The 24,673-nt window shown below is 70.2% G+C and carries 23 protein-coding genes; 14 read left to right on the top strand and 9 right to left on the bottom strand.

Translation table 11 applies throughout. The features are described from left to right. Positions 1-521: 521 nt before the first annotated feature. A complete protein-coding gene (gene edd / locus AC156L_RS27115) occupies positions 522-2,390 on the bottom strand; it encodes a phosphogluconate dehydratase (protein ID WP_330876813.1) in 1,869 nt (622 codons plus the stop codon). 263 nt (positions 2,391-2,653) lie between these two features. Between edd and AC156L_RS27110 the strand changes: the two genes are divergently transcribed. The 4 genes from AC156L_RS27110 to AC156L_RS27095 are packed head-to-tail and all read left to right on the top strand — an operon-like array spanning position 2,654 to position 6,451. Next, positions 2,654-2,944, top strand: a complete 291-nt coding sequence (locus AC156L_RS27110) for a hypothetical protein (protein WP_330876814.1) — start codon at positions 2,654-2,656, stop codon at positions 2,942-2,944. A 35-nt stretch (positions 2,945-2,979) separates the two neighbouring features. Next, positions 2,980-3,810: a hypothetical protein gene (locus AC156L_RS27105; RefSeq protein ID WP_414719913.1), complete on the top strand. Its 831-nt coding sequence runs from the start codon at positions 2,980-2,982 to the stop codon at positions 3,808-3,810. Between the two features lie 11 nt (positions 3,811-3,821). Then, positions 3,822-5,696, top strand: coding sequence for a fumarate reductase/succinate dehydrogenase flavoprotein subunit (locus AC156L_RS27100; RefSeq protein WP_330876816.1), 1,875 nt, complete (start codon positions 3,822-3,824; stop codon positions 5,694-5,696). A gap of 2 nt (positions 5,697-5,698) precedes the next feature. Then, the gene (locus tag AC156L_RS27095; protein WP_330876817.1) at positions 5,699-6,451 is read left to right on the top strand and encodes a succinate dehydrogenase/fumarate reductase iron-sulfur subunit; all 753 of its coding nucleotides are present in this window, start codon (positions 5,699-5,701) and stop codon (positions 6,449-6,451) included. 246 nt (positions 6,452-6,697) lie between these two features. Here AC156L_RS27095 and AC156L_RS27090 read toward each other — a convergent pair whose 3' ends face one another. The 4 genes from AC156L_RS27090 to AC156L_RS27075 form a co-directional block, all read right to left on the bottom strand. Beyond that, positions 6,698-7,570, bottom strand: coding sequence for an amino acid ABC transporter permease (locus tag AC156L_RS27090; protein WP_330876818.1), 873 nt, complete (start codon positions 7,568-7,570; stop codon positions 6,698-6,700). After that, a complete protein-coding gene (locus tag AC156L_RS27085; protein WP_330876819.1) occupies positions 7,567-8,214 on the bottom strand; it encodes an amino acid ABC transporter permease in 648 nt (215 codons plus the stop codon). Before AC156L_RS27085 ends, AC156L_RS27090 begins: the two co-directional genes overlap by 4 nt. An 84-nt stretch (positions 8,215-8,298) precedes the next feature. Continuing rightward, entirely contained in the window at positions 8,299-9,189 is an 891-nt protein-coding gene (locus AC156L_RS27080) for a glutamate ABC transporter substrate-binding protein (protein ID WP_330876820.1), read from the bottom strand. Positions 9,190-9,252: 63 nt separating this feature from the next. Then, positions 9,253-9,981, bottom strand: a complete 729-nt coding sequence (locus AC156L_RS27075; RefSeq protein ID WP_330876834.1) for an amino acid ABC transporter ATP-binding protein — start codon at positions 9,979-9,981, stop codon at positions 9,253-9,255. A 162-nt stretch (positions 9,982-10,143) separates the two neighbouring features. Here AC156L_RS27075 and AC156L_RS27070 point away from each other — a divergent pair, with 162 nt between their 5' ends. Next, positions 10,144-10,827, top strand: coding sequence for a response regulator transcription factor (locus AC156L_RS27070; protein ID WP_330876821.1), 684 nt, complete (start codon positions 10,144-10,146; stop codon positions 10,825-10,827). Position 10,828: 1 nt separating this feature from the next. Continuing rightward, the gene (locus tag AC156L_RS27065; RefSeq protein ID WP_330876822.1) at positions 10,829-12,211 is read left to right on the top strand and encodes a sensor histidine kinase; all 1,383 of its coding nucleotides are present in this window, start codon (positions 10,829-10,831) and stop codon (positions 12,209-12,211) included. Here AC156L_RS27065 and AC156L_RS27060 read toward each other — a convergent pair. Beyond that, on the bottom strand, positions 12,208-13,161 hold the full coding sequence (locus AC156L_RS27060) for a TAXI family TRAP transporter solute-binding subunit (RefSeq protein ID WP_330876823.1): 954 nt from the start codon (positions 13,159-13,161) through the stop codon (positions 12,208-12,210). The genes AC156L_RS27065 and AC156L_RS27060 overlap by 4 nt on opposite strands. 330 nt (positions 13,162-13,491) lie before the next feature. On the opposite strand from AC156L_RS27060, the gene miaB reads away from it, so the two are divergent. Together miaB and AC156L_RS27050 are read left to right on the top strand one after the other, a co-directional pair. Beyond that, positions 13,492-14,961 carry a tRNA (N6-isopentenyl adenosine(37)-C2)-methylthiotransferase MiaB gene (miaB, locus tag AC156L_RS27055; protein ID WP_330876835.1) on the top strand — a complete coding sequence of 490 codons (1,470 nt, stop codon included), beginning with the start codon at positions 13,492-13,494 and terminating at the stop codon, positions 14,959-14,961. Further along, positions 14,958-15,446: an Rv2732c family membrane protein gene (locus AC156L_RS27050; protein ID WP_330876824.1), complete on the top strand. Its 489-nt coding sequence runs from the start codon at positions 14,958-14,960 to the stop codon at positions 15,444-15,446. Before miaB ends, AC156L_RS27050 begins: the two co-directional genes overlap by 4 nt. Positions 15,447-15,525: 79 nt before the next feature. Here AC156L_RS27050 and AC156L_RS27045 read toward each other — a convergent pair whose 3' ends face one another. After that, positions 15,526-16,860 carry a DUF349 domain-containing protein gene (locus tag AC156L_RS27045; RefSeq protein ID WP_330876825.1) on the bottom strand — a complete coding sequence of 445 codons (1,335 nt, stop codon included), beginning with the start codon at positions 16,858-16,860 and terminating at the stop codon, positions 15,526-15,528. A gap of 183 nt (positions 16,861-17,043) precedes the next feature. Here AC156L_RS27045 and AC156L_RS27040 point away from each other — a divergent pair, with 183 nt between their 5' ends. Genes AC156L_RS27040 through dapF form a run of 3 tightly spaced genes read left to right on the top strand, consistent with a single transcriptional unit; the run spans position 17,044 to position 19,463 of the window. Continuing rightward, complete coding sequence (locus AC156L_RS27040) at positions 17,044-17,751, top strand: class III extradiol ring-cleavage dioxygenase family protein (RefSeq protein ID WP_330876826.1); 708 nt, start codon at positions 17,044-17,046, stop codon at positions 17,749-17,751. Continuing rightward, positions 17,748-18,650: a tRNA (adenosine(37)-N6)-dimethylallyltransferase MiaA gene (gene miaA / locus AC156L_RS27035; RefSeq protein WP_330876827.1), complete on the top strand. Its 903-nt coding sequence runs from the start codon at positions 17,748-17,750 to the stop codon at positions 18,648-18,650. Before AC156L_RS27040 ends, miaA begins: the two co-directional genes overlap by 4 nt. Before the next feature lie 9 nt (positions 18,651-18,659). Then, the gene (gene dapF, locus AC156L_RS27030; RefSeq protein WP_330876828.1) at positions 18,660-19,463 is read left to right on the top strand and encodes a diaminopimelate epimerase; all 804 of its coding nucleotides are present in this window, start codon (positions 18,660-18,662) and stop codon (positions 19,461-19,463) included. On the opposite strand, the gene AC156L_RS27025 is transcribed toward dapF, so the two are convergent. Together AC156L_RS27025 and AC156L_RS27020 are read right to left on the bottom strand one after the other, a co-directional pair. Further along, positions 19,460-20,335, bottom strand: a complete 876-nt coding sequence (locus AC156L_RS27025; protein WP_330876829.1) for an SMP-30/gluconolactonase/LRE family protein — start codon at positions 20,333-20,335, stop codon at positions 19,460-19,462. The genes dapF and AC156L_RS27025 overlap by 4 nt on opposite strands. Beyond that, the gene (locus AC156L_RS27020) at positions 20,328-21,563 is read right to left on the bottom strand and encodes an MFS transporter (RefSeq protein WP_330876830.1); all 1,236 of its coding nucleotides are present in this window, start codon (positions 21,561-21,563) and stop codon (positions 20,328-20,330) included. Before AC156L_RS27020 ends, AC156L_RS27025 begins: the two co-directional genes overlap by 8 nt. Before the next feature lie 59 nt (positions 21,564-21,622). On the opposite strand from AC156L_RS27020, the gene AC156L_RS27015 reads away from it, so the two are divergent. From AC156L_RS27015 to AC156L_RS27005, 3 genes are read left to right on the top strand one after another with little or no spacing between them, the layout of a single operon-like run. Next, positions 21,623-22,105, top strand: a complete 483-nt coding sequence (locus AC156L_RS27015) for an ArsR/SmtB family transcription factor (protein WP_330876831.1) — start codon at positions 21,623-21,625, stop codon at positions 22,103-22,105. 42 nt (positions 22,106-22,147) lie between these two features. After that, entirely contained in the window at positions 22,148-23,596 is a 1,449-nt protein-coding gene (hflX, locus tag AC156L_RS27010; protein WP_330876832.1) for a GTPase HflX, read from the top strand. A gap of 2 nt (positions 23,597-23,598) precedes the next feature. Then, positions 23,599-24,624, top strand: a complete 1,026-nt coding sequence (locus AC156L_RS27005) for a hypothetical protein (RefSeq protein WP_484407367.1) — start codon at positions 23,599-23,601, stop codon at positions 24,622-24,624. The last annotated feature ends 49 nt before the right edge of the window (positions 24,625-24,673 follow it).

Here is a 24,673-nt window from a genome sequence, read left to right as displayed (position 1 = left end):
GTGGTCGGCGTCGTCCACGACGACTACCGGGATGACGGGGGACAGCGTGAGCAGATCCGCGCTGGTGGTCACCGCGAAAACCTCCTGGTGGGGTGGGGCGTGGTTTGGTTGGCAGCGTAGTCGTGGGCGGTTTGCCCAGGATCTGCTGCGTGTTGCGTGAAGGCGGTGTGGCCGGTGACGTGGTTGGTGCGTGAAAGACGGTTTGGTCGCCAACGTCGTGGTGTGGCCGGTTTGACTTGGGGCCCCTGGATTTGACCCTTTGATTGGGCTGAAGGGCAGGTGGTGCCACCCTGCCCGATCTACCAGGGTAAGGGTCGAATCCCCCAAGTAAAACCGGCCACGCTTCGCATCCGGCCAGGTCAGGTGAGCTGGTGGCGGCTTTCGGGCAGACTGGTTCCGCTGGTTCCGTGTGGGCCGGTTCCAGCCTGGCGAGTTCGTGGCCTTTGCCCGCCGAAGATGTCGTACCCCGTTGCTACCGTGGAATTCGGGGGCCCACTCGGTCAGGTGACCCCGGCCTGTGCCTACCTGGAGTGGCTGGTCTCCCACTGGCCTTCGAAGTGGGAGGCGGCTACCGGGCCGAAGACGCTCGCTCCCCGGTCGGCCGGGCCTACCGCGCGGCGGAGGGCGGCGAACAGTTCTCGGCCCGTGCCGGTCCACGCCTGTGCGTCCGCCGGGAAGTCGACCAGTGGCCTGGCGGCCAGTTCGTCGGCGTCCACGAAGACCTCCAGGGTGCCCGTTTCCGCGTCCAGGCGGATCACGTCGCCGTCGCGCACGCGGCCCAGCGGGCCGCCCACGGCGGCTTCCGGGGTGAGCTGGATGGCTGCCGGGATCTTGCCCGAGGCGCCGGACATGCGGCCGTCGGTGACGATCGCGACCTTGTGGCCGCGGTCCATCAGGACGCCCAGCGGGGGCGTGAGCTTGTGGAGTTCCGGCATGCCGTTGGCCTGCGGGCCCTGGTTGCGGACCACCACGACGACGTCGCGTTCGAGTTCGCCCGCCCGGAACGCCTCGGCGAACGCCTCCTGCGTCGTGAACACGCGCGCCGGGGCCTCGACGATCCGGTTCTCCTCCGCCACCGCGGAGACCTTGATGACCGCGCGGCCCAGGTTGCCGGTCATCATGCGCAGACCGCCGTCGGCCGCGAACGGGTTGTCGGCGCCGCGCAGCACCGACTCGTCGAGGCTCGCGGTCGGGCCCGCGCGCCACAGCAGCTCGCCGTCGATCAGGACCGGCTCCTCGCGGTAGCGGTCGAGGCCGAAGCCCGCGACGGTGTGCACGTCGCCGTGCAGCAGGCCCGCGTCGAGCAGCGTGCCGACCAGGAACTGGACGCCACCGGCGGCCTGGAAGTGGTTGATGTCGGCCGTGCCGTTCGGGTAGACCCTGGTCAGCAGGGGCACGACCGACGAGAGGTCGGAGAAGTCGTCCCAGCTCAGCTCGATGCCCGCGGCGGACGCGACGGCCACGAGGTGCATCGTCAGGTTGGTCGAGCCGCCGGTCGCCAGCAGCGCGACGACGCCGTTCACGATGGAGCGCTCGTCGACGACCCTGGACATCGGCGTGTACTCCTCGCCGCGGCTGATCACCACCGCGCGGCGGGCGGCCTCCTCGGTCAGCGCGCGCCGCAGGGGGGTGCCCGGCGGCACGAAGGTCGCGCCCGGCAGGTGCAGGCCCATGACCTCGTTGACGAGCTGGTTCGAGTTCGCCGTCCCGTAGAACGTGCAGGTGCCGGGGCTGTGGTAGGACGCGGCCTCGGCTTCCAGGAGGTCCTCGCGGGTGGCCTTGCCCTCGGCGAACAGCTGCCGGACGCGGCTCTTCTCGGAGTTCGTCAGACCGGAGCTCATCGGGCCCGCGGGCACCAGGATCGTCGGCAGGTGGCCGAACGAGAGCGCGCCGATCAGCATGCCGGGGACGATCTTGTCGCACACGCCGAGCAGCAGCGTCGCGTCGAACATCTCGTGCGACAGGGCGACACCGGTGGACATGGCGATGACGTCGCGGCTGAACAGCGACAGCTCCATGCCGTCGCGGCCCTGGGTGATGCCGTCGCACATGGCGGGCACGCCGCCCGCGAACTGCGCGATGCCCCCCGACCGGCGGGCCGCGTCCTTGATCCACGCGGGGTACTCGTCCATCGGCTGGTGGGCCGACAGCATGTCGTTGTAGGCGGACACGATCGCCACGTTCGGCTTGCGCAGCGCGCGCAGGGCGGCCTTGTCACCGCCGGTGATGCCCGCGAAGCCGTGGGCGAGGTTGCTGCACGCCATACCCGTTCGGGTGGTGGACTCGCTAGCCGCCGCAGCCATGCGGTCGAGGTACGTCGCGCGGCTGGCGGCGCTGCGTGCCGTGATGCGCTCGGTCACCTCGGCGACGATGGGGTGCGTTTGGCTCATCTTCTGCTGACTCCGTTGATCACGGGCCGTGGTGGCCCAGTGGACGGCAGCGCTGGCGTCGCACGTTCGGGTCGTGACGTCTACAGGGTAGGTCACCAGTGCGCATTCACACAGAACCGATTCAGAAACCAGGGGCGTCTAAGGGGAAAACTGGGGGTGTCCCGAACTGGAAAATTTGGCGTGTGTTGCTTGTCACAAGGCGCTGGACAAGGCAGAGTCGGCGTCGAGATCACTGACGGGGACCTCGGTAACGGAGGTGCGACATGACGTCCACGGAGATCGTCGAGTTGAGGCGCGCGCTGGGTCAGCTCAGGCAGTGCGTCGGCTCCCTGCGCGGGCGCTATGGCGACGTTGCCGCAGTGCAGCGGCTTGCGAACGACATCGAGCGCATGGACATCGATGCCACGGAGTTGATCGACATCGACTCGCCGCCACCGCCCCGGCGGGCGCCCCAGGTGGAGCGGGAGGTGGTCGTCGTGCCGGACACGCCGTACGACTCCTCGCTCTGGCAGGACGCTGACGACGAGGGGTTGGGTGGCTACCGTCAGCGATAGGTGATCTGCAACACTCCACCTCGGCCCTCGCTGGTATGCGAGGGCCGAGGCCTTTGCAGCCACAACGACGTGGAACCGAGGTGGACCAGTTGGTGAGGGCTCAGATCTCCGAGCGCACGCTGCGCACGGACCGGTGGTGGTTGTCGCCGTTGCTGACGGTAGTCGGCCTGGGGCTCATCTCGATCTACGCGGCGATCCGCACGTTCATGAACGACTTCTACTGGGTGTCGGAGTACCACTACCTGACGCCCATGTACTCGCCCTGCCTGAGCGCCGAGTGCGTCCCGGCGGCCAGCCACTTCGGCCAGCCGCTGCCGGAGCTGCCCGGCTTCCTCACCCCGCCGGTGTTCATCATCCCGTTCCTGCTGGGGTTCCGGATCACCTGCTACTACTACCGCAAGGCCTACTACCGGGCGGCCTGGATGTCGCCGCCCGCGTGCGCCGTCGCGGAGCCGCACAAGACCTACACCGGTGAGACCAGGGCGCCGCTGATCGCGCAGAACCTGCACCGCTACTTCTTCTACGCGGCCTCGATCCTGCTGCTGATCAACATCTACGACGCGATAGCCGCCTTCTCCGGTGAGAAGGGCTTCGGCATCGGCCTCGGCAACGTCGTCCTGCTGGTCAACGTCGGCCTGCTCGCCGCGTACACGCTGTCCTGCCACTCGTGCAGGCACATCACCGGCGGCAAGCTGAAGCACTTCTCCAAGCACCCCGTCCGCTACTGGACGTGGCAGAAGATCTCCAAGCTCAACGCCAAGCACATGCAGCTCGCCTGGGCCTCGCTGATCTTCGTCTGCCTGACCGACCTCTACATCGCGCTCGTCGCCTCAGGGGTCATCGGCGACCTGCGTTTCGTCAACTAGGGAGCACAACCTTGGCCGAGCTGGAACGGCACTCGTTCGACGTACTCGTCATCGGTGCCGGGGGCGCCGGACTGCGTGCCGCGATCGAGGCCCGCGAGCACGGGATGCGCACGGCGGTGCTCTGCAAGTCGTTGTTCGGCAAGGCCCACACGGTGATGGCCGAGGGCGGCATCGCCGCGGCCATGGGCAACGTGAACTCCAACGACAGCTGGCAGGTCCACTTCCGCGACACCATGCGCGGCGGCAAGTTCCTGAACAACTGGCGGATGGCCGAGCTGCACGCCAAGGAGGCCCCCGACCGCGTCTGGGAGCTGGAGACCTACGGCGCGCTGTTCGACCGCACCAAGGACGGCCGGGTCAGCCAGCGCAACTTCGGCGGCCACGAGTACCCGCGCCTCGCGCACGTCGGCGACCGCACCGGCCTGGAGCTGATCCGCAGCCTCCAGCAGAAGATCGTGTCGCTCCAGCAGGAGGACCACGCCGAGACCGGCGACTACGAGGCCAAGCTGAAGGTGTTCCAGGAGTTCACCGTCAGCGACCTGCTGGTCGAGGACGGCCGCATCGCGGGCGCGTTCGGCTACTGGCGCGAGTCGGGCAAGTTCGTGCTGTTCACGGCCCCCTCGGTGATCCTGGCGACCGGCGGCATCGGCAAGTCGTTCAAGGTCACCTCGAACTCCTGGGAGTACACCGGCGACGGGCACGCGCTGGCGCTGCGCGCCGGGGCCTCGCTGATCAACATGGAGTTCATCCAGTTCCACCCGACCGGCATGGTCTGGCCGCCCAGCGTGAAGGGCATCCTGGTCACCGAGTCGGTGCGCGGCGACGGCGGGGTGCTGCGCAACTCCGAGGGCAAGCGGTTCATGTTCGACTACATCCCCGAGGTCTTCAAGGAGAAGTACGCCGACAGCGAGGCCGAGGGCGACCGCTGGTACACCGACGCCGACAACAACCGGCGCCCACCGGAGCTGCTGCCCCGCGACGAGGTCGCCCGCGCGATCAACTCCGAGGTCAAGGCCGGTCGCGGCACCGAGCACGGCGGCGTGTTCCTGGACGTGTCGACCCGGCTGCCCGCCGAGGAGATCACCCGGCGCCTGCCGTCGATGTACCACCAGTTCAAGGAGCTGGCCGACGTCGACATCACCGCCCAGCCGATGGAGGTCGGACCGACCTGCCACTACGTCATGGGCGGCGTCGAGGTCGACCCGGACACCGGGGCGTCGTCGGTGCCCGGCCTGTTCGCGGCGGGCGAGGTCTCCGGCGGCATGCACGGCTCGAACCGGCTCGGCGGCAACTCGCTGTCCGACCTGCTGGTGTTCGGCCGCCGCGCGGGCGCGGGAGCGGCGGACTACGCGGCGTCGCTGACCGTCCGTCCGGTGCCGTCCGAGGCGGCCGTCGCCGAGGCCGAACGGGTCGCCCTGGCGCCGTTCGCGGGCGAGGGCGGGGAGAACCCGTACACGCTCCACGTGGAACTCCAGCAGACGATGAACGACCTCGTCGGCATCATCCGCAAGGCTGAGGAGATCCAGCAGGCGCTGGAACGCCTCGACGGCCTGAAGGCCCGCGCCAGGACGCTCACCGTCGAGGGCCACCGGCAGTTCAACCCCGGCTGGCACCTCGCGCTCGACCTGCGCAACATGCTGGTCGTCAGCGAGTGCGTCGCCAAGGCCGCGCTGCTGCGCACCGAGAGCCGAGGCGGCCACACCCGCGACGACTTCCCGGCGATGGACTCGGACTGGCGGCGGAAGCTGTTGGTGTGCACGGCGACCGGACCGTCCGAAGTGGACGTGGTCGTCAAACCGCAGATCCCCATCCGCGAGGACCTGCTGGAGCTGTTCGACCGCGGCGAGCTGGAGAAGTACCTCACCGGTGACGAGTTGGGGAGCTGACAATGGGTTACCAGGGGAACTTCCGGGTCTGGCGCGGTGACGCCGACGGCGGCGGGCTGGAGGACTTCACCGTCGAGGTGAACGAGGGCGAGGTCGTCCTCGACGTCATCCACCGCCTCCAGGCCACCCAGGCGGGCGACCTCGCCGTGCGGTGGAACTGCAAGGCGGGCAAGTGCGGCTCCTGCTCGGCGGAGATCAACGGCAGGCCGCGGCTGCTGTGCATGACCCGCATGTCGACGTTCACCGAGGGCGAGACCATCACGATCACGCCCATGCGCACGTTCCCGATCATCCGGGACCTCGTGACGGACGTGTCGTTCAACTACACCAAGGCCCGCGAGATCCCCTCGTTCACGCCGCCGAAGGACCTCGCGCCCGGCGAGTACCGGATGCAGCAGGTCGACGTGGAGCGCTCGCAGGAGTTCCGCAAGTGCATCGAGTGCTTCCTCTGCCAGGACACCTGCCACGTGATCCGCGACCACGAGGAGAACAAGGAGGCCTTCGCCGGGCCGCGGTTCCTGATGCGCGTCGCCGAGCTGGAGATGCACCCGCTGGACGAGGGCAACCGGACCGTGGCCGCGCAGGAGACCCACGGGCTCGGGCTGTGCAACATCACCAAGTGCTGCTCCGAGGTGTGCCCCGAGCACATCAAGATCACCGACAACGCCCTGATCCCGATGAAGGAACGGGTGGCGGACCGCAAGTACGACCCGATCGTCTGGCTGGGCAGCAAGATCTTCCGCCGCCGTCCGTGAGCCGGAGTTTCCACCTGATCGTGTGCCTTTCGGCGGTTCGCCGCCCGCCCGGATGTGGATACCGTGGTCGGTGGGCGAGGCACGAGGGGGTGGTGGTCGTGATGGGTTCGGATGGCGAAGGGTCAAGCGGGTGTGATGGCGGCACGTCGTCGTGACGTGCCGAGGTGCTGTTGCCGTCGTGGCTGAATGACGAAGGGCGCTCCCGGAGCTGGTCCGGGAGCGCCCTTCGTCACGAGCTGGTGGCGTCTAGAGGGACTGGGCCGCGGCCGGGATGGCCACGTCGTCCAGCTTCTTCGTGCCGTTGGTCTTGATCTTCTTGTTGCGCCGGTTGCGCTTCTCCAGCGTCACGGCCAGCCAGGTCAGCAGCAGGCACATGATCACGTAGATGATGCCGACCACGATGGTCACGGGGACCAGCGGCCTGCCGAACTGGCCCTGACCGCCGAGGAACTTCGCGTAGTACAGCAGTTCCTCGTAGTTGATGATGAAGCCGAGCGCCGTGTCCTTGAGCAGCACGACCAGCTGGCTGATGATCGTCGGCAGCATCACCCGCAGGGCCTGCGGGAGCAGCACGAGCGTCATCACCTGCGTCTTGCGCATCCCGAGGGCGTACGCGGCCTCGGCCTGGCCGCGGGGCAGGGACATGACGCCCGCGCGGAAGACCTCGGCCAGCACCGAGCCGTTGTACAGGGTCAAGCCGAGCACGACCGCCGTGAACTGCGACATCTTGATGTCGATCGCCGGGAGGCCGAAGTAGAAGAAGAAGATCATGATCAGCAGCGGGACGGCCCGGAAGATCTCGACGACGAACGTCGCCGGTCCCCGCAGGAACGCGTGCTCCGAGAGCTTGCCCGCGGCCAGCACGGCCCCGAACACCATCGCGCACACGGCACCGACGGCGAACGCCTTGAGCGTCGCCCCCACGCTCTTGAGCAGCTGCTCCTGGATCGTCGTGTACTGGAGCCACTCCCACATCTTCGGCTCGAACTGGCCGCTGTCGTAGAAGCGGAAGCCGATGAACCCGATGATGCCGGCCACGCCGAGCACGCCGACGACGGCCAGGACCTGGTGCCGGAACCTGGCCTTGGGGCCGGGTACGTCGAACAGCACGTTGCTCATCGGGCGACGCTCCAGCGCTTCTCGAGGCTGCGTTGCAGGAAGGTCAGTGGCATGACCAGGAGGATGAAGAAGAACGCCACCCAGGAGAGGCCGACGAGCATGTTGGCACCGTCCTCGGACAGCGAGGCCTGGATCGCGCCCGCGTCGCCGACGGAGAAGCCCGCCGAGACGGTCGTGTTCTTCAGCAACGCGATCAGGGTGCTGACCAGCGGCGGGACCACCGAACGCATGGCCTGCGGCAGCACGACGCTCCCGAGCATCTGCGTGAAGGTGAGCCCGAGCGCCCGCGACGCCTCGGCTTGGCCGACCGGGACGGTGTTGATGCCCGAGCGCACCACCTCGCAGATGAACGCGGAGGTGTACATGGTGAGCGCGACGACCGCGCCCGTCTCGTAGTCGATCTTCACGATCTGGAGCAGCGGGTAGGCGAAGGTGAAGAAGAAGAACACCAGGGTCAGCGGCGTGTTGCGCACCAGCGTGACGTAGGTGGCCCCGGCTGCCCGGAACACCGGCACGGGACTGACCCTCAGCATCGCGAGGAACGTACCCAGCAGCAGCGACCCGACGGCGGACAGCGCGAACAGCTTCAGCGTCGTCGCGAAGGCGCTCAGGAAGAGGCCGGAATACGTGGAAAGGAGACTCATCAGGGGTTCCTTGCCGATGGGCTGGCGGTAGAGAGGTGGCCGGTGACCCGCCCTGGGGGCGAGGTCACCGGCCACCGTCCTGGGTCAGTAGCGCTCGATGATCGGCTTGGTGGCGGCCGATCCCGACTTGCCCAGCGTGTTGTCGTAGATCGTCTGCCAGGTGCCGTCCTTCAGCGCCGCCTCGAGGATGTCGAAGAACTTGCCGCGCAGCACGGTGTCGTCCTTGGCGAGGCCGATGCCGTAGGGCTCCAGGGAGAACGGCTTGCCGATGACCTTGAACTTGCCCTGCTCCTGGGCCGCGAAGCCCTTGAGGATCGCGTCGTCGGTGGTGACGGCGTCGACCGACTTGTCGGCCAGCTTGGCGACGCACTGGGAGTACGTCTGGAGCTCGGTGATGTTCTCCGGCTCGGTCAGGCCCTCTTCGCGGATCTTCTTGATCGGCGTCGAACCGGTGACCGAGCAGACCTTCTTGCCCTTGAGGGTGTCCTTGCCGGTGATGGCCGTCTCGTCGGCGCGCACCAGCAGGTCCTGACCCGCGGTGTAGTACGGACCCGCGAAGGAGATCTTCTCCTTGCGGCCCGCGTTGATCGTGTAGGTGCCGACGTAGTAGTCGACGTCGCCGTTGATCAGGGCCTGCTCGCGGCCCGCGGAGGCGATGGCCTTGTAGTCGATCTTGTCCTCGCCGTAGCCGATCTTCGCGGCCATCAGCTTGGCGATCTCGATGTCGAAGCCGCTGTACTTGTTCGTCGTCGGGTCCTTGAAGCCCAGACCGGGCTGGTCCTCCTTGACGCCGATCACGACGCGGCCCCGCGCCTTGATCTTGTCGAACGTCGGCGAGCCGTCGATCTTCACGTCCGTGGCGGCGGCCTGGGAGGGGGCGGTACCGCCGGTGTCACCGGGGGTGCCCTCCTTGCCGCAAGCGGTCAACGCCAGGCCACCGGCAAGCAGCACCGCCGCAAGGGTACGAGCCCTCATCGTCCTTCTCCTGCTCTTGTAGATCAGGCGACGCCTGTCGGGGCGTCGCGACATGCCGAGACTTCAGTGGGTCAGGATCTTGCCAAGGAAGTCCTTCGCGCGGTTGGACTTCGGCGCCGAGAAGAACTCGTTCGGGGTCGAATCCTCGACGATCTCGCCGTCGGCCATGAAGATGACGCGATCGGCGGCCTTCCGGGCGAAGCCCATCTCGTGGGTCACCACGAGCATGGTCATGCCTTCCTTGGCCAGCGTCGTCATGACGTCCAGCACCTCCTGGACCATTTCCGGGTCCAGCGCGGAGGTGGGCTCGTCGAACAGCATGACCTTCGGGCGCATGGCCAGCGCCCGCGCGATGGCGGCGCGCTGCTGCTGGCCACCCGACAGCTGGGCGGGGTACTTCTCGGCCTGGTTGGCGATGCCGACCCGCTCCAGTAGCTCCGTCGCGTGCTCGAGGGCCTCCTTCGAGGGAACCTTGCGCACCTTGACCGGCGCCAGCAGCACGTTGTCGACGATGCTCTTGTGCGCGAACAGGTTGAAGGACTGGAACACCATGCCCACGTCGGCGCGCAGACGGGCGAGATCCTTGCCCTCCGCGGGGAGCGGCTGCCCGTCGACCTCGATCGTTCCGGAGTTGATGGGCTCCAGGCGGTTGATGGTGCGGCACAGCGTCGACTTGCCGGAGCCGGAGGGGCCCAGGACGACGACCACCTGGCCCTTGGGCACCTCCAGGTTGACGTTCTTCAGAACGTGCAGAGGGCCGAAGAACTTGTCCACGCCCGCCATCTTGATCATCGGCGGTGCGGGATTGGGGGCAGTCATCCGATCCTCCAACTGGCAATTGTCAGCGCTGGGCAAAACCTAGGTGTGCGCCACCACACCAGTCCACGACATTGAGCAAGACTTAGGGTCTCAACTCTGTCACAGGTCGGCGACCCCTACCCGAAAGGGACCACAGTGCGTGTGCTGCTCGTCGAGGACGACGACCGTGTCGCAGAAGCGCTGGTCCCGGCGCTGACCCGACGCGGTTTCACCGTGGATCGTCAAGCTACAGGTAGGGGTACGTTGGATCGATTGTTAGGGGTGGATGTGGTCCTCCTGGACCTCGGACTGCCCGATGTGGACGGTGTGACGCTGTGCCGCAGCATCCGCGCGGCGAGCGACGTGGCCATCATCGTGGTGTCCGCGCGCGGCGAGATCGACGACCGGATCCTCGGCCTGCACGCGGGGGCGGACGACTACCTCGTGAAGCCCTACGACGTCGGTGAGCTGGTGGCGCGCGTGCACGCCGTGCGCAGGCGGCGCGGCGACCCGGTCGGCGTCGGCGGTACCGGGACCGAGGTGTTCACCATCGGTGACGTGCGCGTCGACCTCGCGCGGCACGAGGTGACCGTCGCGGGGTCGGTCGTGGCGCTCTCGCGCAAGGAGTTCCAGGTGTTGGCGCTGGTCGTGGCCGCGGGCGGCGCTGTGTGCACCCGCGAGCGCATCCTGGCGGAGATCTGGGGCCGCACCTGGTCGGGCGCGAACCGGACGCTCGACGTCCACGTCGCCACCCTGCGCACCAAGCTCGGCCGCTCCGACCTGCTGGAGACCGTGCGCGGCGTCGGCTACCGCCTCGGCACCCCGACCGCGGACCGCTGACGTGCGGTCGCGGCTCCTCGGCATCGTGCTGGCGCTGGTCGTGCTGGTGCTCCTCGGCCTTGGCCTCCCGCTGGGGCGGGGGGTCGCCGCCGCCGAGCAGCAGGAGCTGTTCCTCGACCGGCTCACCGACACCAGCCGGTTCGCCTCCGTCGCGCAGCAGACGATCATCGACGACCAGCCGACGCTCCTCGAACCGACGATGCGGCGGTACGAGGAGGTCTACGGCATCGCCGTGGTCCTGCTCGACCGCGACCGCAGGGTGCTGGCCACCTCGCGCGCCGACATCGACCTGACCAGCGGCGACGTGCCGGGCATGATCACCGGGGCCCTGGTGGGCAAGCTGCCGTCGGCGCCACCGGTGCTGATGCCGTGGGACGACGAGCAGCTCGTGCTCGCCGAACCCGTGCTCATCGGCGGCGAGGTGCGGGCCGCCGTGGTGACCTTCTCGCCGACCGACAAGACCCGCGGCCGGGTGCTGATCTGGTGGAGCGTGCTGCTCACCGGCAGCGCGCTCGTGCTGTCGCTGGCCGTCCTCGCCGCGCTGCCCCTGGTCCGGTGGACGCTGCGGCCGGTCCAGCGGCTCGACGACGCGACCGGCAAGCTGCTGGCCGCCGTCGTGTCCGGCCGCCCGGTGACCCCGGTCGGCAGCTCCAGCGGCCCGCCGGAGCTGCGGCAGCTCAGCCGGTCCTTCGACCAGATGGCCGCGAACGTCGGCGACGCGCTCGCCGCGCAGCGCGCGTTCGTCGCGGACGCCTCGCACCAGCTGCGCAACCCGTTGACCGCGCTGAAGCTCCGACTGTCCAACCTGGAGGGACACGTCGACGCGGAGGCCGAGGTGCACCAGGTGGCCGCGCTCGCCGAAGCCGACCGGCTCAACCGCATCCTGGACGAGCTGCTGTCCATGGCGCGCGCCGAGTCCAGTTCCGTCGACCCGGTCGTGGTCGACGTGGACCGCGCCGTGGCGGGCAGGCTGTCGGCGTGGCAGCCCGCCGCCGTGGCGAAGAGCGTGCACCTCGTGCTCGACGGCGAACCCGGTGGCGCGGCGCTCGCCCCGCCGCGCGGGGTCGAGGCGGTCCTCGACGCGCTGCTCGACAACGCGTTCAAGTTCACCCGCGAGGACACCCTCGTGCACGTCGACGTCCGCCGGCGTGACGGTTGGGTGACGATCTCGGTCCGCGACCAGGGGCCCGGCCTGGAGCCGGACGAGCTGGAGCGCGCGACCGACCGGTTCTGGCGCAGCCAGGCCCACCAGAACGTGTCCGGCTCGGGCCTCGGCCTGTCGATCGTGCGGCGCGTCGTCGAGCGCGTCGACGGCGAGGTCGTGCTGAGCACGCCCGAGGACGGCGGCCTCGCCGTGACCGTGAGGATCCCGGCGGTCGACTAGACCTTGGTGTCCCGGTAGTAGCGCAGGGCGCCGGGGTGCAGCGGGATCGGCGTGGTCTCGATGGCGGCGCGGACCTCGATGGAGCGGGCCGCGAAGCTCGCCGCCTCCAGCCGGGGCTGCGCCTTGAAGAGGCCGTCCACGAGCGCTTCGGCGGCCTCGTCGCTCATCAGGTCGTTCACCAGCAGGAAGTTGCGGACGACGAGCGTGGTCACGGCCTTGCCCGGCAGGCTGTAGGCGGAGGCGGGCAGCGTCGCCGAGCCGTACACGGGGTACTGCTTGCGCAGCTCGGGGAGCACGTCGCTCAGGTCGAGCATCTTCACCTTCACCGTCTGGGCGAGCTGCGTGACCCGCTGCGTCGGCAGCCCTCCCGACCAGATGAACGCGTCCAGCGTCCCCGCCATCATCGCGTCGCTGGCCTCGTTGAGGTCGAGGTGCTGGACCCTCAGGTCGGTGTCGGGCGAGATGCCCGCCGACTTCAGCAGCCGGTCGGCGATCAGCCGCACGCCGGAGGACTCCGACCCGATCGACACCCGCAGGCCCTTCAGGTCCACGAGCCGGTTGACCACGAGGTCGTCGCGGACCACCACCTGGAGGTAGTCGTCGTGCATCCGGGCCAGCGCGTACAGCTTGTGCTTGCCGGGCTCGTCGGACTCGGCGGCCCTCTCGGCCGCGTCGGCCTGCGAGAAACCGACGTTCGCCTGCCCGGCGCGCAGCCGCTCCAGGTTGTCGATCGACCCCTTGGTCACCGTGACCTGGGGGTGCTCGATGCCCACGTGCTCGGTCCACGCGTCGGCCAGCGCCGCGCTCAACCGGTTGTAGACGCCCTTCTCGACGCCGGACGCCATGGTCAGCTTGAGCGCCGCCAGGTCGTTCCCGCAGGCGCTCAGCGCCATGGCCGCCAGGGCCAGCACGGCCCCGGCGGCGTGTACTCGCCGCCCTGTTCCCGACACCTGGGCATCGTGTCACGTTCGCGGCCCGCCCTGAACCCGACGGAAGGAGGGCGTGGTGACCCGCAGTGACACCCGTCCGCCGTCCAGCCACGGCGGGAACGGCCGGGCGTCCCGAAAAAGTCGCTCTGCGTGACGGAGTGACCACGGTCGGGCGGAGGCCTCGGCGACCGGTTCCCCCGCCCGGTCCGGACGCCCTCGCGCTCCGCGGTCTCCCGGCCCGCTCGCGGGGGCCGTGACCTGCTCTAACCGGTGGTTGGCGCAGCGCTCGGTCCGCGCGGCTGAGGAAGCGGACTGACCAGGGGATATGGTGGTCACGTGAGCACGGCAACCATTCCGAAGACGTACCAGATTCGCACGTTCGGGTGCCAGATGAACGTGCACGACTCCGAACGCCTCGCGGGCCTGCTGGAGGACGCGGGCTACGCGCCCGCCACCGGGGACGTCTCGCCGGACGTGGTCGTGTTCAACACCTGCGCGGTCCGGGAGAACGCCGACAACAAGCTGTACGGGACGCTCGGGCACCTCGCGCCCGCCAAGACCGCGAACCCGGACATGCAGATCGCCGTCGGCGGCTGCCTGGCCCAGAAGGACCAGAAGGAGATCGTCCGCCGCGCGCCGTGGGTGGACGTCGTGTTCGGCACCCACAACCTCGGGTCGCTGCCGGTGCTGCTCGAACGCGCCCGGCACAACCAGGAGGCCCAGGTCGAGCTGCTCGACTCGCTGGAGACCTTCCCGTCGACCCTGCCCGCCAAGCGCGACTCGGCCTACTCGGGCTGGGTGTCGGTGTCCGTGGGCTGCAACAACACCTGCACGTTCTGCATCGTCCCGTCGCTGCGCGGCAAGGAGAAGGACCGCCGCCCCGGCGACGTGCTGGCCGAGGTCCAGGCCCTGGTCGACCAGGGCGTGCTGGAGGTGACGCTGCTCGGGCAGAACGTCAACTCCTACGGCGTCGAGTTCGGCGACCGGCTCGCGTTCGGCAAGCTGCTGCGCGCGACCGGCGCGATCGAGGGCCTGGAGCGCGTGCGGTTCACCTCGCCGCACCCGAAGGACTTCACCGACGACGTGATCGCGGCGATGGCCGAGACGCCGAACGTGTGCCACTCGCTGCACATGCCGCTCCAGTCCGGCTCGGACCGGCTGCTCAAGGAGATGCGCCGCTCCTACCGCTCCGCGAAGTACCTGTCGATCCTGGACAAGGTGCGCGAGGCGATGCCGGACGCGGCGATCACCACCGACATCATCGTGGGCTTCCCCGGCGAGACCGAGGAGGACTTCCAGGCGACCCTCGACGTCGTCCGCCAGTCCCGGTTCACCAACGCCTTCACGTTCCAGTACTCCAAGCGCCCAGGCACGCCCGCCGCGTCGCTGCCCGACCAGTTGCCGAAGAAGGTCGTGCAGGAGCGCTTCGACCGGCTCGTCGAACTCCAGGAGGCCATGGCCCTGGAGCTGAACCAGGAGCAGGTCGGCCGCGAGGTCGAGGTGCTGGTGGCGACCGGCGAGGGCAAGCGCGACGCCGAGACGCTGCGGCTCAGCGGCCGGGCCCGTGACGGGCGGCTGGTGCACTTCACGCCCGGCGACGCGCGGGTGCGGCCCGGTGACGTCGTCGAGACCGTCGTGACCTACGGCGCGCCGCACTACGTCGTCGCCGACGGCCCGCTGATCAGCCACCGGCGCACGAGGGCGGGCGACCAGTCCGAGGCGGGCGTCAAGCCGAAGACCCCCGGCACCGCGCTGGGGCTGCCGTCGTTCGGCGCTCCCGCGCCCCTTCCCACCGCGGAGGTCGGGTGCGGCGTCCGGTGACGGGTGAGTCGGACGACCTGTCCCGGCTGCGGGACGAGATCGACCAGGTGGGCAGGACGGCCGCCAAGCGCGTCGACCCCGGAGCGGGCGCGCTGCTGATCGCGGTGGCCGTGTTCGCGCTGCTCATCGCCCAGCTGCTGCCGTGGGCGGGGGAGGCTCGCGGCTGGCAGATCCTGCTCGGCCGCATCCCCGAGGGGGAGGTCGTCGGTGCGCTGCCGAAGGTGTTCGCGTACGCGTCGGTGGTCGCTGGCGTGCTGATGTCCGCGCTGAGCCTGATCCTGCGCCGCTGGGGCCTCGTGTGGTTCTGCGCCCTCGGGTGCTTCGTGGCCTCGGTGAGCGGGGTGCTGTCGATCTGGACGCAGCAGACCACCACCAGCCACGCCCCCGGACCGGGTCCGGGCGCGGGGCTGATCATCGCGGTGGTCGCCGTGGTCGTGCTGCTGGTGAAGTGGCTGAAGCTGGCGGCGTCCCGACCGGGCCTGTGACCCGGCCGCCGGCGGCGGCCGTGGACAGCACGACGGGGCCCCCAGCGCGCTGGGAGCCCCGTCGGTGGTGCCTGCCGGACTAGCGGGTGGCCACGGCCGCCTCAGCGGCGGACAGCCACTCGCGCCACTGCTTGGCCTGCGCCTCGGCCTGCTCGGCCCGACGCTTGTCCCCGGCCGACCGAGCCTTCTCGGCCTGGGCCTCGAACTGCTCGACCCGCTCGCGGAACTGCGCGACCCGAGCCTCGGCCTCGGGGTCGGACCGGCGCCACTGGGCGTCGACCGCGCCGCGGACCTTCTCCTCGATGGCGCGCAGCTTGCCCTCCAGGTCGCGGACCCGCTCCCTCGGCACCTTGCCGATCGCGTCCCAGCGCTCCTGGATCTTGTAGAGCTGCGACCGGGCCGCCTCCAGGTCCGCGCTGGGGTCGATGGCCTCGGCCTCGGCCAGCAGGGCTTCCTTCAGCTGCGCGTTGGTGCCGAACTCCGCGTCCCGCTCGTTGAACGCCTCGGACCGGCGGGCGAAGAACGCGTCCTGGGCGGCGCGGAAGCGCTGCCAGAGCACGTCGTCGGCCTCCTTCGGAGCCCGCCCCGCGGCCTTCCACTCGACCATCAGGTCCTTGTAGCGACCGGCCGTGGGACCCCAGTCGTCGGACTGGACGAGCTTCTCGGCCTCCTCGACCAGCTCCTGCTTGCGGTTCTTCGCCACGCCGCGCTGGCGGTCGAGGTCCGCGAAGTGCGAGCCGCGACGCCGGTTGAACGCGTCGCGCGCCTTGGAGAACCGCCGCCACAGCTGCTCGTCGGTCTTGCGGTCGACGCCGCGGATGGTCTTCCACTCGTCGAGGATCTGCCGCAGCCGGTCACCCGTGGTCTTCCACTGGGTCGACTCGTTGGCCAGCGTCTCCGCCTCTTCGACCAGCTCCTGCTTGCGCGCGACGGACTGGGTCCGCGCGGCCTCCTTGGCCTCCTTGGCCTTCTCCAGGCCCTCCTCGGCCTTGGCCAGCACGTGGTCGACGCGCTTGGCCAGCGCCTCCAGGTCGCCCACGACCGCGGCGTCCTTCAGCGTGTCCCGCACGTGCTTCGCGCTCGTGAGGGCGTGCTTCGGGTCGCCCGCCCCGGAGGACAGCCGCGCCACGAGCAGCTCCACCTCGGTCCGCAGGTCGTCGAACCGACGCGCGAAGTGCGCGAGGCCCTCCTCGGGCTCGCCCGCCTGCCAGGACCCCACGACGCGCTCGCCGTCGGCCGTCTTGACGTAGACGGTGCCGTCCGCGTCCACTCGTCCCCAGCGGTCAGGGTGGTCCGACGCCACGGGGACCGGCGGAGCTGCCACCGCGGCGCTCTCCTGCTTCGTTCCCTCGACCACCGTCGTGGTACCGCCACTGTCACCAGTGGTCTCCGGTGTCGTCTCGTGCTCCGTCATCGCCGGCTTCCTCCTCGCCTGCCCACTTCGTGGTGCCCGTGCCAACCACGGGCGCCCCGCCACCGGCGGGGCCCAGCACCGAGTACCTGGACCGTCTCATCGTCTCCAGTACCCCGCGCGCATTCAAACAGGTCAGGGCTCAGCTCGGTACCGCGAGGTCGAAGATGGGTAGCGTCACGAGGTGTGATCCGACGTCTGGCGGTGCTGCCGCACCCGCCTCTCCTGGTGCCCGAGCTGGTCGGCGGAGCCGTGGACGAGACCGAACCGGTGCGCGCGGCGTGCGTCGCGGCGGCTCGTGACCTGGCGGACAGCTCGCCCCGCTGGGTGGTGATCGCGGGTGATCCGTCCGGTCGGAGGACGCTCGGCCCGGACATCTCCGGGACGTTCCGCGGATACGGCGTCGATGTGCCGGTGGCGCTGTCGGCCGTCGAGTCCACTTCGGACCCCGATCTGCCCCTGCCCGCGCTCGTCGCGGGCTGGCTGCGGGCCGTCGGGGGCGCGATGACCGTCCGGGTGGAATTGGTCGACCCCGATCTGCCGCCCGGCGACTGCTTCGCGATCGGCGAGGACCTCGCGGAGGAACCGGCGGTCGGGTTCCTCGTCCTCGGCACCGGCTCGCACCGGCACGGCGAGGCGTCCGTCGGCCGTCCCGACGACCGCGCCGGACCGTTCGACGACGGCGTGCGCGCGGCCCTGTCCACCGCCGACCCCGCCGCGCTGCGCGCGCTGGACCCCGTGCTCGCCGCGGAGCTGGGCGCGGACGGCCGCGCGGCCTGGCAGGTGCTCGCCGGTCTCGCCGAGGCCACCGGGCCGTGGCGGTGCGCGCGGTCGGAGCTGCTGGTGCCCTACGGCGTCGGGTACCACGTCGCCGTCTGGGAAACTGGGGCGTGACCGTCCCCGTCGCCGTCGTCGGCCCCACCGCCACCGGCAAGTCCGACCTCGCCGTCCGCCTCGCGCTCGAACTCGGCGGCGAGGTGGTCAACGCCGACGCGATGCAGCTCTACCGGGGCATGGACATCGGCACGGCCAAGGTCACCGAGGCCGAGCGGCACGGCGTCCCGCACCACCTGCTCGACGTGCTGGACGTGACCGAGACCGCCTCCGTCGCCGCCTACCAGCGCCACACCCGCGCGCTCGTCGAGGAGCTGCTGGCCGCGGGCACGACGCCGGTGCTCGTCGGCGGCTCCGGCCTGTACGTGCAGGCCGTGCTGGACGACCTGAGGTTCCCCGGCACCGACGACGCCGTCCGGGCCAGGCTGGAGGAGGAGCTGGCCGTCGTGGGCGGCCCCGCCCTGCACGCCCGGCTGGCCGTGCTCGACCCGGCCGCCGCGCTCGCGATCCTGCCCGGCAACGTCCGCCGCGTCGTGCGCGCCCTGGAGGTCATCGAGCTGACCGGGCAGCCGTTCTCGGCGAACCTGCCCGAGCCCGGTCCCGCCCGCTACGGCACGGTGCTCGTCGGCGTCGACCGCGAGGTGGCCGAGCTGGACGAGCGGGTCGACCTGCGGGTGCGGCGGATGTTCGAGGCCGGTCTGGTCGACGAGGTGCGGGCGCTGGAGGCCGCGGGCCTGCGGGACGGCCGCACCGCGGCGCGGGCGCTGGGCTACCAGCAGGTGCTCGCCGCGTTCGACGGCGAGCACGACCTCGCGACCGCCGCCGAGGAGACCGCGCGGGCCACCCGCCGGTTCGTCCGGCGGCAGCGCTCCTGGTTCCGCCGCGACCGGCGGATCACCTGGTTCGACGCGGCCCGCCCCGACCTGGTCGGGGAAGTGCTGGCCCTGCTCGCCCCGTAACCTGGTGCGGTGGGCGGAGTGGAATTCCTCAAGGGGCACGGCACCGAGAACGACTTCGTGCTGCTGCCCGACCCGGACGGCGTGCTGGACCTGACCGAGGCGCGCGTGCGGGCCCTGTGCGACCGGCAGCGGGGCCTCGGCGCCGACGGCGTGCTGCGCGTGCTCCGCCTCGACGTGGGCCCGTGGTTCATGGACTACCGCAACGCCGACGGCTCGATCGCGGAGATGTGCGGCAACGGCCTGCGGGTGTTCGCGCACTACCTGGTCGACGCGGGACTGGTGCCCGCGGGCGAGTTCGTCGTCGGCACCCGCGCGGGGGACCGGACCGTCACCGTGCACGAGGGCGGCGGCGTCACGATAGAGATGGGGCGGGCCAGGATCACCGGCGCGTCCACCACGAAGACCAGCGGCGCGGACTTCGCGGGCGTGGCCGTCGACGTGGGCAACCCGCACCTGGCGTGCGTGACCGACGTGCCCGTCGCGACCCTCGACCTCACCGAGCAGCCCCACTTCGACCCGGCGGTGTTCCCGAACGGCGTCAACCTGGAGTTCGTCAACGTCCTGGGCGAGGGCGCGCTCCGGATGCGCGTGCACGAGCGCGGCGTGGGGGAGACCCGGTCCTGCGGCACCGGCACGGTCGCCGCCGTCGCGTCCTGGCTGCACGGCACGGGCCGCACCACCGGGCGGGCCACCGTGGACGTCCCCGGCGGCCGGGTCACCGTCGTGATCGGCGAGCGGGGGAGCACCCTCACCGGCCCGGCCGTGCTCGTCGCGCGCGGCGAGCTCGACCGGACCTGGTGGGACTCGCTCTAGCGGTCGCCGACCTTCACCCGCGCGGTCTCCAGCCTGCCGACGTGCTGCTGGCCCACCACGTCGGGGTCCGACGTCGGGGCGGTGCAGACGACGAGCGTGGTGCCGACCAGGCCGACGGCGTAGCTGATCTGGGTCGTCTCGACGCGGTCGGTGACGGTGCCGCCCTCGACGACCCGCACGACCACCGGTTGCAGCGCGGTCGCCACCCAGACGCCGCCCTCGGCGTCCACGCAGATCCCGTCCGGCGCGATGACGTGCTCGCGCAGGTCCGCCCACACCCGCCGGTTGCTCAGCGAGCCGTCCTCGGCCACGTCGAACGCCGTCAGCCGGTAGGCGAGCGTCTCGGCGACGACCAGCGTGCCGTCGGGCAGCAGCACCGTGCCGTTCGGGAACTTCAGGTCCTCGGCGGCCACGCGGGTCGTGCCGTCCGGCTCCACGAGCGCGAGCGGGGTGCCCGGCGGGTCGTAGTTCGGGGCGAGGAGCGACTCGATGCCGTCCTCCTTGATCTTCTCGTGCAGGTCGAACCCGAAGTTGCCCACGTAGGCGCGCCCCAGGGCGTCCACCAGCATGTCGTTGGTGTGGAACGTGGCGATGTCGAACAGGTCCGCGTGCAGTTCGAGGACCCCGTTCGGCTCCAGCCTGCGGACCGTGCGGTCCTTCATGGACACCACGAGCAGCCTGCCGTCGGGCAGCCAGCCGAGGCCCGACGGCTGGCCGGGCAGCGAGCAGACGACCTGCTTCTCCCCGGTGTCCAGGTCGACGGTGAAGACCGCCTTCTCGTAGAAGTCGGAGAAGTAGAACTTGCCGTCCGGGCCGTGCCGGGGAGCTTCGCCGAAGTGGAGTCCGTCGAGGAGAACGGTCGTGTCAGCCATGGTCGGAAACGGTAGCCGCTTCGTCGCGGCTCGTCCGCAGCGGAGAGAGCAGAACCCAGGTGACGGCGAGAACCTGCCCGGTCATGGCGATCCAGAGCGTGGTGTGCACGCCCAGCCAGCCGCCCAGCACACCGCCGACGAGGCCGCCCAGCGGGATCGTGCCCCACACGAGGAACCGGACGCTCGCGTTCATCCGGCCGAGCAGGCGGTCCGGGCACACCGTCTGCCGGTAGGTGACCTGGCTGACGTTGTAGATGATCACGCCGTAGCCCGCGACCGCCATGCCCAGCATCGCGAGACCGACCCGCCAGTCGTTCGCCGTCAGCGGCAGCACCAGGCCGAACGGCTGCGTGACCAGCAGCGACAGCCAGATCAGCCGGACCTGGCCGAGCCGCCGGTTCCACCAGTTCGCCGTCACGGCGCCGAGCACGCCGCCGATCCCGCCCGCGCTGAGCAGGAGCCCGACCAGGCCCTCGGACAGGCCGACGTCGCGGACCAGGAACAGGATCAGCACCGCCATCTCCAGGCCGGAGAAGAAGTTCGACGTGCCGGTGCAGCCCACGATGGCCCGCAGCGACCTGTTGTCGAACACGAACCGCAGGCCCTCGACGATGTCGGTGCGCAGCGTGCGGCCCCCGTGCGGCTCGGGCGGGGGTTCGACGCCCCCGATCCGCCACAGGAACAGCGCCGAGCCCAGGTAGCCGAGGCCGGTGGCGAGGACGCCGTTCGCGGCGCCGATCACCTGGGCGACGCCACCCGCCAGCGCGGGTCCGGACACGTCGGCCACCGACTGGCTGGCCTGGAGCTTCGAGTTGCCCTCGACCAGGTGCTCCCGGCCGATCAGCGACGGCAGGTACGACTGGTAGGCGATGTCGAAGAAGACCGTGCACACGCCGACCAGCAGCGCGACCAGGACGAGCTGCGCCAGCGTCAGCACGCCGAGCCACCAGGCGAACGGGACGGACAGCAGCAGGGCCGCCCGCGCCACGTCGGTGGTGATCATCAGCGGCCGTCGGCGCACCCGGTCGACCCACACGCCCGCGGGGAGCCCGATGAGCAGGAACGCGGCCGTTCCCGCGGCGCTGAGCACGCCCATCTCCCACGGCGTCGCGGCCAGCGTGGTCGCGGCGAGCAGCGGGAGGACGGTGCGGCCGATCGAGGAGCCGAACTGGCTGACGGTGTCGCCAGCCCAGAGGAGCCGGAAGTCCCGGTGCGTCCAGAGAGCCATGGGCGGAGTCTCGTCGAAGTGATTGGAAGCAGTCAATCACTTATGCTGTGGAGGTGCGCATGCGTCGAGCGACCCCCGAGGAGGCGGCTGCCCTCGCCTCCGCCGTGCGGCTGCGGATCATCCGGATCACCCACCTGGAGCCGCTCACGAACAAGGAGATCGCCGAGAAGCTCGCCAAGGACCCCGCCACGACGCTGCACCACGTGCGCAAGCTCGTGGCCACCGGCTTCCTGGAGGCCCTCCCGGCCCGCTCGGGCAACCGGGGCGCGAAGGAGATCCCGTACCGCTCCACCGGCCTGTCCTGGCGGCTGGACGACGTCGGGATCGACGAGAGGCTCGCCGAGGCCATGCTCCAGGCGTTCCTCGGCGAGGTCGCCGACGTCGGACCGGACGCGCTGGAGCAGACCCGACTGGTCGTCAGGATCGATCCGGCGGAACTAAAGCGGCGCCTCTGCTCGTTGATGGAGGAGCTAGCCGCCCGACCGGTCGACACCGACACACCGAGCACCGCCATCTACCTGGCGCTTTACCCCGGTGGTTAACCACTCGGCCGTGTGGGCGCTCCGTGGGACAATGAAGGGCAAATGACGGAAAACACGCTGAACAACGACACCACCGACTGGGCCGACGAGGACGAGAACCTGTCCACGGGCGACCTCGCACTGGCCGACCGCGCGGCACTGCGCCGCGTCGCCGGGCTCTCCACCGAACTCGAGGACATCACCGAGGTCGAGTACCGGCAGCTCCGCCTGGAGCGGGTGGTGCTCGTCGGCGTGTGGACCGAGGGCACGGTGCAGGACTCCGACGCGTCGATGGCCGAGCTGAAGCTGCTCGCCGAGACCGCGGGCTCCGAGGTCCTGGACGCGCTCGTGCAGCGCCGCGACAAGCCGGACACGGCCACCTACATCGGCTCGGGCAAGGTCGCCGAGCTGCGCGACGTCGTGATCTCCTCCGGTGCGGACACGGTCATCTGCGACGGTGAGCTCTCACCGGGCCAGCTCCGGCAGCTGGAGGAGAAGCTGAAGGTCAAGGTGGTCGACCGGACCGCCCTGATCCTCGACATCTTCGCCCAGCACGCCAGCTCCCGCGAGGGCAAGGCGCAGGTCGAGCTGGCCCAGCTCCAGTACATGATGCCGCGACTGCGCGGGTGGGGTGAGTCGCTGTCCCGGCAGGGTGGTGGCGCGGGCGGCAGCGGTGGCGGCGGCGTGGGCACGCGCGGTCCCGGTGAGACGAAGCTCGAAACCGACCGCAGGCGCATCCGGGCCCGCATCGCGAAGCTCCGCCGCGAGATCGCCGCGATGAGCACCATCCGCGAGACCAAGCGCGGCCGTCGCCACTCCGGCGAGGTGCCGAGCGTGGCCATCGCCGGGTACACCAACGCGGGCAAGTCCAGCCTGCTCAACGCGCTGACCGGCGCCGGTGTGCTGGTCGAGGACGCGCTGTTCGCGACCCTCGACCCGACCACCCGGCGCAGCGAGACGCCGGAGGGCATGCCCTACACCCTGACCGACACGGTCGGGTTCGTCCGGCACCTGCCGCACCAGCTCGTCGAGGCGTTCCGCTCCACGCTGGAGGAGGTCGCCGAGGCCGACCTGCTCGTGCACGTGGTCGACGGTTCGGACGGCATGCCGGAGCAGCAGGTCAAGGCCGTGCGCGAGGTCATCGCCGAGATCAACGGCAAGCGCGACGACCCCATGCCCGCCGAACTGCTGGTGGTCAACAAGACCGACGCGGTGGGCGACCTGACGATCGCCCGCCTGCGCCACCTGTTCCCCGGCGCGGCGTTCGTGTCGGCGCACACCGGCGAGGGCATCCAGGAGCTGCGCGAACGCATCTCGCAGCTCATCCCCCGCCCGGAGGTCACGGTCGAGGCGCTCGTGCCGTACGCGCGCGGCGAGATCGTGGCGCGCATCCACCGCGAGGGCGAGGTGCTGTCCGAGAAGCACACGGAGGAGGGCACCGAGCTGAGCGCCCGCGTCCACCCGACGCTCGCCGCGCTGCTGGAGCAGTACGCCGTGGGAAGCCCCGCCTGAGCGTGCGCCTGTTCGGCCTGGTCGCAGCACTGACACTGGTCACGGCCGGGTCCGCCACCGCGGACCCGGCCGTTCCGGTTCCACTCTGCACCGTCACCGACCAACGCCTGGAGGAGCTGTCCGGCCTGGCCTCGGACGGCGACCGCCTGTTCGCCGTCAACGACAGCGACAGCGGCAACATCGCCGTCCAGGTGATCGGTCGCGACTGCGAGGTCCTGGACACCATCACCGCCCCGGTCAACCCGTTCGACGTGGAAGACCTGGCACTCGGCCGGGACGGCAGGCTGTGGCTGGCCGACACCGGCGACAACGGCCGGTCGAGGGAAACGGTCGCACTGCACGTCGTCTCCCAGAACGGCGACGCGGAACTGTTCAGACTGACCTACCCGGACGGCAAGCACGACGCCGAGGCGATTCTGCTGACCCCGGACGGCGTGCCCTACATCGTCACCAAGGAAACGATCGGCTCAGCCCTCGTCTACCGCCCGACCGCCCCACTGGCAGCGGGCGCGACCGGCACCATGGAACAGGTGGCCAGGGTCTCCATCGCGGGCACCGACACCCCCGGCGGCCCACTGGAAAGCTCGGTGGTGACCCGAGTGGTCACCGGCGGAGCGGTATCCCACGACGGCAAGGTGATAGCGCTGCGCACCTACACCGACGCCTACCTGTTCCCGGTTCCCAACGGCGATTTCGTCACCGCACTGGACTCGGACCCGGTAAGTATCCCCCTGCCGAACGAGGAGCAGGGCGAAGCGATCACCTTCGACCCGGACGGCACCCTGCTGTCAGCCTCGGAATTCGGCAAGGCCACCACCTCGACCATCACCGCGGTGGCAGCAGCAACAGCCCTGGCCACACCACCAGCACCACCACCAACGACACCGGAGCCCGCACCAACGGGCGACGCTTCAGCAGCACCACTACCCCCAACGAACAAGACCGAACCGTGGCCAGTGATAGGAATCGGCGCGGCAGCCCTCGTGCTGATAGCAGCCCTGGTACGACGCACACGCCGAAAAGCCTGAAATCCCGCACCACGCCCAACAGCAACGGCACGGCCAGTGCAGGAAATCC

This window comes from Umezawaea sp., from assembly GCF_057122925.1.
This window is presented reverse-complemented; position numbering and strand designations above follow the sequence as displayed.